The following is an 11,642-nucleotide window of genomic DNA, read 5'->3' as shown; positions in this document are numbered from 1 at the left end:
AAAGCCGGTTCCGCGGTGGCCCTGGACCCGGCCACTTCTCTCGTGCAGGTCGGGTCCACAGAGATGTGGAGGACTGAAGTGAGCAACCAGACCCCAGGAACCCCACGCAGCACCCGCGAGTGGCAGGCTGCCGACTCCGCGCATTTCCTGCATCCCTTCACCGACCACCAGGCGCTGGCGGCCAAGGGAGCGCGCGTCATCACGCGGGGTGAAGGCATCTACGTCTGGGACAGCGAAGGCCATCGCATCCTCGATGCCATGTCGGGCCTGTGGTGCGTGAACGTGGGCTACGGCCAGCCGGCTCTGGAAGACGCCGCGCTGCGGCAGATGCGCACGCTGCCCTTCTACAACGCCTTCTTCCAGACCACCACGCCACCGGCGGTGATGCTGGCCGAACGGCTGGCCGGCATCGCGCCGGGCTTCAAGCATGTGTTCTTCAGCAGTTCGGGCTCGGAGGCCAATGACACCAACATCCGCCTGGTGCGGCGCTACTGGGACCTGATGGGCCAGCCGCAGCGCCAGGTGATCATCTCGCGCCGCAACGCCTACCACGGCTCCACCCTGGCCGCGGCCTCGCTGGGCGGCATGCCGGCCATGCATGCGCAGGGCGGCCTGCCCATACCCGGCATCGTGCACATCGAGCAGCCGCACGACTGGGCCCATCGCGAAGGCGCGGCCCGCGGCCTCACGCGCGACGACTTCGGGCGGCTGGCCGCCAGCTGGCTGGAGGACAAGATCCTGGAACTCGGTTCCGAGACCGTGGCCGCCTTCATCGCCGAGCCGGTGCAGGGCGCCGGTGGGGTCATCGTGCCTGCGGACACCTATTGGCCCGAGGTCCAGCGCATCTGCGAGCGCCATGGCGTCCTGCTGATCAGCGACGAGGTGATCTGCGGTTTCGGCCGCACCGGCCAGTGGTGGGGCAGCCAGACGTTCGGCAGCCGGCCCGACCTCATGACCTTCGCCAAGGGCATCACCAGCGGCTACGTGCCCCTGGGCGGCGTGATGGTGGGCGAGCGCGTGGCGCAAGTGCTGATCGAGCGCGGTGGCGAGTTCGAGCACGGCTACACCTACTCGGGCCACCCGGTCGCGTGCGCGGTGGCCTTGGCCAACCTCGACCTCATCGAACAGCTGGGCCTGGTGCAGCGGGTGCGCGAGGACACCGGCCCCTGGCTCGCGCGGCAGCTGGCCACGCTGCAGGACCATCCCATCGTGGGCGGGGTGCAGAGTTGCGGCCTGATGGCGGCGGTGCAGCTTTCTCGCGAGCCGCGCACGGGCGCCGCCTTCGATCCGGCGCATGCCATCGGCATGGTGTGCCGCCGGCACTGCTTCGACCACGGGCTGGTGATGCGCGCCGTGGGCGACCGCATGATCGTCGCGCCGCCGCTGGTGATCACGCGTGAACAGATCGACGAGATGATGGGGCTAGTGCGGCAGGCGCTGGACCGGACCTGGGAAGAGGCGAGGGCGTCGGGCTGGGTTTGAGGGTGTGGGCGCGGATGGAACGCGCTTGAGCTTGACTATTGCGTGCCCAGCACCCGGCTTCGACCTCTTCAACGAACAGCAGTGCGCGTATCACACACTCGTTTGGACTAGCGCTTCGGACGAGATCAGAAGCCGGTGGCGAAGATTTGGCGGAGCCTTCGCCACACCACCCGCTCTGCAGGCTTGAGGGCGCGCAGCGCCACGGCGATTTGGCACAGAACTCATCTTGCTTGGGACTGCCATTCGGCACTCGCTTCGCGAGCGGGGAAGCTGGGATGGGAGATCTGCCACTGCCTCGGTCCGAGCGGCCATAACAATCAGCGGGACCCAGAAAGAAGAACTAATTAGCTAAGAAATGAGGGCGCCCCGTGCAAGCCACCAGCACCACCGACTGGCGATCGACAGTCCTCTTGACCTTGGCGGGCGTCGTCTCGGCCGCGCACCTGGCCAAACTTGCGTCCGTGCTGCCCTTCGTCCAAGGCACGTTCCAACTCAGCTATTTCGAACTTGGCGTTGTGGTGTCCACCTTCAACGTGATCGGCGCCATCGGCGCATTGATGTTCGGAGTGGCTGTGGACGCGATGGGTCACAGGCGCGCCGTTCTCGCCGGGCTGGGCTTGCTCCTTGCCGGTGACTTATTGGGACTGGCCTCGTCCACATCGCTGGCCTTTGTTCTGTCGCGTGTCATCGAGGGATGTGGATTCGTTGCGGTCAGCACGGCCGCGCCGTCGTTGATAACCCGCCTCTCTGCGCAGCGGGACAGGCACCGCGCAATTGGCATATGGAGTGTCTACATGGCCTTGGGCAGCTCGTTGATGCTGCTTGCCGCAGGCCCCGTGCTGAACGCCTTCGGCTGGCGCACCATCTGGGCCATCATGGGGGTAGTTGCCGCTTCGCTGATGCTTGGCATCCGCCTGTGGGTTCCTGGCGTTACCGTGCCCCCGAAAGCGTTCCTCGGCTGGTTTGGTCACCTCCGCGCTTCTCTGTGGCATCCTGGGCTTTGGCTGTTGGCCGTGACCTTCGCCTGCTACACGGCCATGTGGTTTTCTGTCTTGACCTGGCTTCCCATGGTGACCATGCACACCGCCGGGATTGGCGTGCTTGGATCGGCATGGCTTGTCGCGCTAGTCATCGCTGTCAACATTCCGGGCAACGTGCTCGGCGCCCGTCTCTTACAGAAAGGCTGGCCTAGCGGTCGTTTGATGCTGGTCGGCTCGAGCGTCATGTTGCTGGCGCTCGGGGGCATCTTCGGCAATTCTCTTGGTTTGGGCGGGAAGTACCTCCTGTGCCTCGTGTTCTCGATGGTCGGTGGGATGCTCGTGCCCAGTTTCTTCTCCGCTGCACCCGACTATGCATCCACCCCGGCACATGTGGGCTTGGTGACGGGATTGCTCGTGCAGGGCTCTAACGTGGGCCAGGTCATCGCGCCGCTGCTCATCGGTCGCGAATTCAGTTCCAACGAGGTTTTCGTCGCCGCCGCCGCCCGCCCAATGTATTTCTTTGGCGCAGCGGCAGTGGCTTGCTCGCTTTTGCTCGTGCTTCTTTCCAGATCTGCGGTGCACGCGGGTTCACACGCCGCGCGCTGACGCGGCATTTATTGGCCTGTTGGTCTTCTCATGTTGCAAATCACTGTCCTGGGCGCCGCTGGCCAAGTCGCCGGTCTGTTCATTTCTCACCTCACGACGGATGACCGGGTCGACGTGCATCGGGTAGATGTCAGGGCAGGTGCACGGGTGATGCAGGCGGATGTTCTCGAGCCGCATGCCACGCTCAAACAGGCGCTTCATGCCTCCGACGTTGTCCTCAACTGCCTTCCCGACAATGTTGCGGCACAGGCTATCGCGGGCCTGCTCGGCGAGCTGCGGCCGGGTGCCTTGCTGGTTGATACGTTGTCGGTCAAGGGTCCCTACTTGGCCAAGCTGAGCGAAGTGGTACATGCAGAGTGCCTTTCACTCAATCCGCTGTTTGGACCCGACATTGGCTTCGCCGGGCAATCTCTCGCCTGGGTGAGCATGCGGGGAGGCCCCCGCACGGAGGACTTCAGGCGACGCCTACACGGCTGGGGAGCGCGCACGATCGACATGTCGGTCGATGAGCATGACCGGACCATGGCGGTGATGCAGGCAGGCGTTCACGCTGCCGTTCTGGCATGGGGCCGACTTGTGACCGACTTGCCGCCGTCTGTCATCGCAGAGCTTTCCGGCACGCCGCCGTTCCAGGTCATGAGTCTGCTTTTGAGCAGGATCGCCACTGGCAATCCGAATGTCTACTCCGACATTCAGGCCGTGAACGGCTACGCCGCTGACGCACGGCGCGAAATGCGCGAAGTTCTGACCGATCTCGATGTGTGGTCGGCACAAGGCGACCGCGCCCGCTTCGCCCGATACCTCGCTGAACTATCTGCCGCCTTTGGACCGGGTCTGTCTGAACGTACCCGGCAATGTGCGGCAATCTTCTCCGCGCTGAAAGACTTAGACAGCGGTCACCAAGGCTCGTGAAGCGAGAACCCGAAGTCTTGCCGAACAGGCCATGCGGGTAGCTGGATGGTCATTCAGATACGAACGCCCGACGAACTAGAGCAGGAGGGGAGGTAGCGACCCGTGCTTCGCTGCAGATACGACATCAGGGATCATGAAGACATTGCTCATCGACAACTACGACTCGTTCACCTACAACATCTTTCAAATGGTGTCCGAGCTCACGGGAGAAGTGCCATTCGTTTTCAAGAACGACGAAGTTTCTTGGGAGGAGATCCGCGAGCTCGACTTTGATAACGTCGTCATTTCGCCAGGCCCAGGACGCCCTGAACGGCCGGCTGACTTTGGCGTTTCGCGTGCGATCATCGAGCAGGCGAGCGTGCCTGTCCTTGGTATATGCCTAGGTCTCCAAGGCATCGCGCATCTGTTCGGGGGCAAGGTTACCCATGCGCCAAAGCCAATGCATGGCCGCCCGGATGATGTGTTTCACGACGGCATGGAGTTGTTCGACGGTATCCCGAGTCCTTTCTCCGTGATCCGCTACCACTCCCTGATCGCGACGGAGCTACCCGAGGACCTGGAGGCTGTCGCCCACACGAAGGACGGCATCGTCATGGGGCTGCGCCATCGGCACAAGCGCATTTACGGCGTGCAATTTCATCCAGAGTCTGTTTGCTCCGAATGGGGCCACAAGCTGTTGTCAAACTTTTTTAGATTGACCAGACCTCAATTTTCGCCGTCACAGCGGCTGGGCCAAGAGCCGGATCGACTGTCGGTCGAGCCATCGCAGCGAGTGCCAGCCCAAGCCAAAGCCAAGGGGCTGTTTGAGCTTCATTGGCGTAAAAAACGGCTGGGCGTGCAGGCAGTAGATGTCTTCGAGGCGCTGTACCTAGGGACTGACCGTCCGTTCTGGCTCGATAGCAGCCTCGTCGCCCCAGGGCTGTCGCGGTTCTCGTTCATGGGAAACGCGGAAGGGCCGAATGCCTCTGCTCTCAGCTATGACGTACACGGCGGGGAACTCACCATCCTCGAACGAGGACGCCCGCGCAAGTCGCAGTGCAGCGTCTTCGATCACATCGATACCGTTTTGGCGAATCATGTGCTGCCGCATGTTGATCTGCCCTTCGACTTCCACGGCGGCTTCCTTGGGTACATGGGTTATGAGATGAAGAAGGAGTGCGGCGCCAAAACGGCCCATGCGTCTTCTCAACCGGACGCCCAGTTCGTGTTCGTTGATCGCTTTATCGTCTTCGATCATGCAGAAGGCGAGATCTATATGCTTTGCCTGGATACGCCTGGCAACGGGGATCGTGCCGGAGAGTGGCTGTCTGAGATTGAGGCAAGGCTGGCCGCTATGCGCCCCGCTGGATCGGCCGTTCTGGCAGCACCGGCGCTGCCTTCTATGTCCCTCCCTGATCCGCTATTTGTGTTCCGGGACGATCGCGATGCGTACCTCAAGCTGGTTGAACACTGCCAGAAGGCCATTACCGACGGCGAGACCTACGAGGTGTGCCTCACTAACCGGCTAACCGCCAATCTTCAACCCGATACATTCCGGCTATACAAGACGCTGCGGCAATTAAATCCCGCGCCCTATGCGGCCTTCCTTCAATACGACGGAATGACAGTAGTCTGTTCATCACCCGAGCGCTTTCTGAGGGTAGACCGAAGCCGCCAGATCGAATCGAAGCCCATCAAGGGCACCGCGCGCAGAGGTGGCGACGAGGCGGAGGATTTGCGCCTCAAGGAAGACTTGGCGGACAGCGAGAAGAACCGCGCGGAAAATCTCATGATCGTGGATCTCATGCGCAACGATCTGGGGCGCATATGCGAGATCGGCTCCGTCCACGTGCCGCGCCTCATGGAAATCGAGAGCTATGCGACGGTGCACCAGATGGTGTCGACCATCCGAGGCACGCTGAATCCCGAAGTGACGCTGGTGGACGCATTCAGGTCCGCGTTCCCCGGAGGGTCCATGACGGGTGCGCCCAAGATCCGGACAATGGCGCTTATCGATCAGCTCGAGGGGGAGGCACGTGGCGTCTATTCGGGCGCCATCGGGTACTTCTCCTTGAGCGGCGCCTGCGACTTCAACATCGTCATCCGGACTGTGGTCGTCACCGAACAGGGCGTCACGATTGGAGTGGGCGGCGCCATTACGGCCCTGTCTGTGGCGCAGGACGAGGTTGACGAGACGGTGCTAAAGGCTCGCGCGCCGATGGAAGCGGTGCGGCGCGTGATGGCTGCGCCACGGCTAAGCGACGAGCCAGCTCAGGCTCCTGCTGCCCCGGCGCACGAAGGACTCGCTCCCTACAGAACACTGATTGACACGCTGGATAAGGAAATTCTCGACCGACTTGGGCAGCGCCTGGGCGTTTGCAGAGAAGTTGCCGAGTTCAAGAAGCGAAACCAAATTTCCATGATGCAACCCGCGCGAGTGGAGCACGTGAAAAGGACTCGCGCCGAGTTGGGCAGAACACTGGGGCTCGATGGGGAATTCGTCAGCCGGCTCTACACCTGCATCATTGCCGAGGCTTGCCGACTGGAAGATGAAATCATCGAGGGTGCGGAGAAAAATGAGGCGGGCCATTGAACGCGCAGCGATCTACCCTCGTCCTTGCCAAGTCGCGCGCCTGGCCTACGGCGGCCGTTGACGAGGCACCTCACCCGGCGTGCGCCGGACCCACCAACAAGGTGTGCGCCTCTTGCGCCGGCTGGTCCAGCCCCGCGGCGCGAGCCTCCAGGTGCCGCAGCAGCTCCGGCAGCACCTGGTCCTGGTTGCCCGGCCTGGAGAAGGTGTGGTCGGCGTCTTTCACGTACACCATCCGGAAGTTCGGGTGCGCCCGCATGCGCCGGCCTTCGGCGCCGAAGTGGAACTCCACGTAGTCGCGTCCATCGTCCGCGTCGGACACCACCATCAGCACGTCGGTGCCGCGCCGGCACAGGCCTTCCATGCGGGCGCGCAGCGGGTCGTGTCCGTCGCCTGAAAGAAGGCGTGCCAGCCGGGCGCGGGCCAGGTCCGCGAAGCGGCGCGCCACGAGCCGCACGTTGACCTCCCCGCGCAGCAGCCGCCGCCACGGCTCGGCCGTGAGGGCTGCGCGCAGGTACCAGTCGCTGGACTTGGCATGCTGCTGCATCGAGCTTTGCCAGGCGTCGCCCGGCTGCCCCGGCGTCCATTCCAGAAGGCGCGAATTCATGAGCACGACGGACGCCACGCGCTCGTCCACCAGGGCCGACTGGAAAGCCACGAACGAGCCCGAGCACACGCCCATCAGCACGAACTCGCGGCAGCCGCGCGCGGCCAGGGCGTCCATCGCCTGCCGCACGTCCTGGGTGGCGTCGCGGTCGTACAGGCTGGCCCAGCCCTGGCCCGGATGCGGTGGGCTGTCGCCGAGACCGGCCAGGTCCAGCCGCAGCGTGGGCCAGCCGGCAGCGGCCATCGCGCGTGCGGCCTTGACGTACAGGCGGTGCGGACCGACGCGGTAGTTGGCTCCGACGTTGAGCAGGATCACGCCGGTCTGGCGCTGGCGATCGTCGGCGCGCAGCGGCGTCGCCAGCACGCCTGCGAGCGGGTGCGTCGGTCCCAGCCACAGCGTTTCCTCGACCACGCCGCCGGTGTGGCCGCACCGCGCGGGCGCGGGGTCCCGCGGCGACAGCTCGCGCGGCACCGCGGCGGGCGATTCGCACAGCCACCGCGTGAGCGCGTCCAGCGTGGGGGCATCGAGCACGCCGCCACGCGGCTCGCCCGAGACCATCGCGGCGTAGCCGGGCAATCCGTCAAACCGCGTGTCCACGCCCAGGGCCGACAGCAGGCGGGGCAGTGGCCCGGCCACGGTCACGTCGTCCCGGGGAATCAGCCAGGCGCGCCGCGCCGGCGGCGTGGCCAGCTGGCGCAGGTCCAGCGCCTCCAGGTCACGCACCGTCTGCGTGCCATAGTGGAAGCCGAATCCGTGCAGCGATCCATCATCCGCCGAGTCGCCCGCGGCCCGGATCTCGCGCACGAACGCCTTGCCGCCTGGCAAGGGCGCCCACAGCAGCAGGCTGTCCACGCCACCCAGTCGGGCCGCGGCTTCGGCCGCCAGCGTGGCGCCCATTCGGATGCCCACCAACGCGATGGCGCCGCCATCACCGAGGCGCATGGCCTCGGCCACCGCGGCCTGCACGCTGGCCAGCCAGGCGGGGACGCGGCCGGGCTGCGTGTCGTCGCCGTCCGAGTCACCGGTGCCGTGGTAATCGATGCGCAGCACCGGCAGTCCGGCCGCGGCCAGGTGCCGGGCCAGCTGCACCTGGGTGGGGTAGCTGGCGACGGCCTCGTAGCCGATGGGTGGGCACAACACGACGGTGAGCCCGCGCGCGGGTGCCGCTGGCGCATGCCACCAGGCATGGCACCAGCCCTCGTCGAGCCGGAGGCGAAGCGGGGTGGCCTGCGTCATGCGCGCTTCTCCAGTGGCACCGGGCCGGGCCCGTTCAGCGCCGCCACGGTCCCGGCCAGCGCTGCACCGGCGCGGACACGGTGCAGCTCGATGCGTCGAGTGCTGCCCGGCGCCAGGTGCAGGTGGTCGTCGACGGCCTCCCAGCCGGGCAGGTCCAGGTGCACGCCGATGGCTGCGGCACGGGTCTGCAGTTCGAGTTCAGCTTGTTCGTCGTTCATCGCGGTCACGGTGGCGCGCAGGTCCAGGGCGCGCCGGTTCGCCAGCAGCGGCGCCAGCCCCAGCGGAAACAGGAAGGCCTCGGCCAGCGGCGGGGCGTCAGCGCCGGCGGCGCGCAGCCTCGCGTGCAGCACATCGCAGGCCGGCGGGCCGAAACGCCAGAAGTGGTTCAGGTCCATGAAGTGATCCATCAGGCCCAGCAGCGGCACGCTGCGACGTGAGCGCGGTTCCATCGTCAGCGGCTGTTCGGCCGATGCCACGCGCACCTCGCCGTCGCGCCAGGCGGTGAACTCCAGCACGGCTTGCACCGGCTGCGCGGTCTCGTTCACCAGGTGTGCCACGGGTCCATTCGCGCCCTCGTCGCTCAGGTGCAGCCCCGTCGGCTGCAGTGCGCGACGCAGCGCATGCCATCCGGACTTGGCGCGGCCCTGGTCGTCCAGCACGCCCCAGCCCGCTGCGGGCCAGAAGTCGCGCAGCTGCAGCAGCAGCGCGCCGCCGCAGCGCGCGTCGGCGCGCCGCCAGCTGCCGTAGGCGTGGCCCATGGCCTCGGCGACCGCCAGGCGGCCCAGCTCCAGGTAACGCTCATGGTCGGCATGGCGAAGCCGCGCAGGCTCCACGCCGCACAGCTCGCGCACGTAGTGGTCGCGCACGTCGTCGAAGTCCCAGCCCGCGCCCAGGTCGCGCGGCGTGCGGCTCTTCCACGCGGGGTGGTGCACGCGGGTGGACGCGCCGCCGGGCAGCCGGGCCAGCGTCTCGTTGGAAGGAACGGCGGCGAACGCCAGGCATTCGGTCGCGAAGCCCAGGCCGCTCGCCACGGCATCCGCCAGTGGCCGCTCGTAGGCGCCGACGCCGTAGTACGAGGTGGTGCCGGCATCGGCCTGGTGCGGGAACGCGCCGCCGTGCGCGCTCGAGGGCCAGTAAGGCACGCCCGGCGCGAGCTCGCGGCACTCCGCGGGCAGCTGCTCGTGGAAGAAGCGCGGCTGCCACAGCTCGCGCGCGGCGCCCCACATGGCCGCCTGCTGCTCGACCTCGCTGTTGCCGCACAGCACTGCCAGGCAGGGGTGCGGCGCCAGGCGCCGCAGTTGCTGGCGCACCTCGCGTTCGCTGCTGGCCGCGAAGCCGGCGTCGTCGAACGGGTAATCCATGCTGGCGAACATGAAGTCCTGCCAGACCATCAGGCCCAGCTCGTCGCACTGGGCATAGAAGGCATCGTCCTCGTACACGCCGGTGCCTGGCAGGCGCAGCATGTTCAGGCCGGCCTCTCGCATGCGCAGCAGCGTGCCGCGGCAGGCCCGCGTCTCGGAGCGCAGGCTCACCGCGTCGAGGGGAAACCAGCCGGCGCCGCGGCAGAACACGGCTTCGCCGTTGACGCGCAGCGCGAACCGGCCGCCCGCGGTGTCCACCTGCAGGTCGCGAAACCCCACCCGCCCCAGCGCGTGCCGCGCGGTGCCGCCGCGATGCAGGCGCAGTTCCAGCGTCGCCTCGTAGAGCGCGGGTTCGCCGTGGGTGTGCGGCCACCAGAGGGCGGGGCGGGGCACGTCCAGGCGAGCGGCGAAGCGGCCATCGCTGGCACGTACATCGCTCGCGTGCACCTGCCCGTCGGGGCCTTGCAGCACCAGCCGGGGCGATTCGGTGCCGGCCGGCCACTCCGATGCCGGCCCGTCGAGCTCGCACACCCCATGGCCGCCTTCCAGGCGGGCTTGCAGCCGGTGCTCGATGGGGATCTCGTGCGTGGCGCGCAGCCACACCTCGCGCCATGGGCCCACGGCGGCGGCCGGCGGCGACCAGCCGGGCGTGCGCCCGAGCAGCGTCGTGCGGAACCAGCGCAGCTGCGTGTCGGGGACCATGGGGGCGCGCCAGTTGGGTCGGGGGCGCCGCTGCCTGAGGGCCGCGCCCAGGGAGCGGCAGTGGATGCGCAGCTCGTTGTCCCGTGGCCGCAGCACGCCGGGTGGCAACGCATGCCGGTGCCGGGTGAACATGTTGTCGCTGGCGAAGAGCGCCTGCCCGTTCAGCGACACCTCGGCCAGCGTGGCGAGGCCGTCGCAGCCGAGCACCTGGACCGCGTCATGCGGCGCATCGAAGCGCGCGAGGAACCACCAGTCCTGCGCGTCGAAGTCGCGCGGCGGGGCGTCGAGCGACCAGAGTCCGTGCGCGCGCAAGGCGGCCGCCGCGGTGCCCGGCCCGTCCATCGCCACCCACTCGGCCGCGTCGGCTGGCGGCGGTGCGCCCGGCTCGGTGGCGCCGCATTGCCAGATGGCGCGCATGCTGGTGGACCTCGTGCCTGCGCCTTCGTCCCTACTGCAGGTCCAGTTCCCCGAGCGCCCGCTCGATCGACGCGATGCTGCCGAACACGTGCCGCTTGAGCAGGTGGTCGGGGAACTCCACGTCGAACTCGCCTTCGAGCGCGAGCATCACGTTCACGCTGGCATGCGAGGTCATGCCGGCCTGGTACAGGTCCGCGTCGGCGGCGAGCTGGCCGGGGTCGGTGGACAGGCGTCCGTGCTCGCGCAGCACGCGGCGGATGGTCGAATCGATGGAGGTGGTGGCTGTCATGGCGGCGAATTCTGTTCAGCCGGCTGGCTCGACCTTGTCGGACAGCACCCCGACCACGGCCGCCGCATAGTCGCCATCGTGCGTGAGGCTCAGTAGCAGCCGGTCGACACCGGCCGTCCGCGCGATGTCGAGCACGCGGCCATGCAGTCGCATGTGGCAGTGGCCGTCGGCTTCGCGCACCACCTCCATCTCGCGCCAGTTCACGCCGGCATCGGCCAGGCTCAGCGCCTTGATCGTCGCTTCCTTCGCGGCGAAGCGCGCGGCGAGTCGCTCGGCATGGAGCGCCGGCGCCGCGCGTGCATAAGCGATTTCTTCAGGCGTGAACAATCTGTGCTCAAACGAGTCGCCGAAGCGGGCCAGCGACTCGCGGATGCGCGGAATGTGCGCCAGGTCGATGCCGAGTCGGACAAGACCTCGCCCGGTTGCCGGCATATCGCTGAGCAACGGATCAGTCAGTTTCGAAATGTGATGCTTCACGAGC

At 66.9% G+C, this 11,642-nt stretch carries 8 protein-coding genes; 4 read left to right on the top strand and 4 right to left on the bottom strand.

Features of this window, described 5'->3' with window-relative positions:
• Window positions 1-63: 63 nt before the first annotated feature.
• From JI739_RS03235 to pabB, 4 genes are all read left to right on the top strand, one after another.
• Window positions 64-1,482 (top strand): aspartate aminotransferase family protein, encoded by a 1,419-nt coding sequence (locus JI739_RS03235; protein ID WP_201682392.1) that lies wholly within the window; start codon window positions 64-66, stop codon window positions 1,480-1,482.
• 368 nt (window positions 1,483-1,850) lie between these two features.
• The gene (locus tag JI739_RS03230) at window positions 1,851-3,068 is read left to right on the top strand and encodes an MFS transporter (protein WP_201682391.1); all 1,218 of its coding nucleotides are present in this window, start codon (window positions 1,851-1,853) and stop codon (window positions 3,066-3,068) included.
• A 30-nt stretch (window positions 3,069-3,098) separates the two neighbouring features.
• Window positions 3,099-3,980, top strand: a complete 882-nt coding sequence (locus JI739_RS03225) for a prephenate dehydrogenase dimerization domain-containing protein (protein ID WP_201682390.1) — start codon at window positions 3,099-3,101, stop codon at window positions 3,978-3,980.
• Window positions 3,981-4,113: 133 nt separating this feature from the next.
• The gene (gene pabB, locus JI739_RS03220) at window positions 4,114-6,552 is read left to right on the top strand and encodes an aminodeoxychorismate synthase component I (protein ID WP_201682389.1); all 2,439 of its coding nucleotides are present in this window, start codon (window positions 4,114-4,116) and stop codon (window positions 6,550-6,552) included.
• 70 nt (window positions 6,553-6,622) lie between these two features.
• On the opposite strand, the gene JI739_RS03215 is transcribed toward pabB, so the two are convergent.
• From JI739_RS03215 to acpS, 4 genes are read right to left on the bottom strand one after another with little or no spacing between them, the layout of a single operon-like run.
• Complete coding sequence (locus JI739_RS03215; RefSeq protein ID WP_201682388.1) at window positions 6,623-8,392, bottom strand: alpha/beta fold hydrolase; 1,770 nt, start codon at window positions 8,390-8,392, stop codon at window positions 6,623-6,625.
• A complete protein-coding gene (locus JI739_RS03210; protein ID WP_201682387.1) occupies window positions 8,389-10,872 on the bottom strand; it encodes a glycoside hydrolase family 2 protein in 2,484 nt (827 codons plus the stop codon). The genes JI739_RS03215 and JI739_RS03210 overlap by 4 nt, the downstream gene beginning before the upstream one ends.
• 31 nt (window positions 10,873-10,903) lie before the next feature.
• Window positions 10,904-11,161, bottom strand: a complete 258-nt coding sequence (locus JI739_RS03205) for an acyl carrier protein (RefSeq protein ID WP_236589040.1) — start codon at window positions 11,159-11,161, stop codon at window positions 10,904-10,906.
• 15 nt (window positions 11,162-11,176) lie between these two features.
• On the bottom strand, window positions 11,177-11,638 hold the full coding sequence (gene acpS, locus JI739_RS03200) for a holo-ACP synthase (protein WP_201682386.1): 462 nt from the start codon (window positions 11,636-11,638) through the stop codon (window positions 11,177-11,179).
• Between the last annotated feature and the right edge of the window lie 4 nt (window positions 11,639-11,642).

The sequence above is a fragment of the Ramlibacter aurantiacus genome, from assembly GCF_016722895.1.
GTDB lineage: Bacteria > Pseudomonadota > Gammaproteobacteria > Burkholderiales > Burkholderiaceae_C > Ramlibacter > Ramlibacter aurantiacus.
Note: the sequence above shows the minus strand (reverse complement) of the source record. Positions and strands in the feature narration are given on the sequence as shown.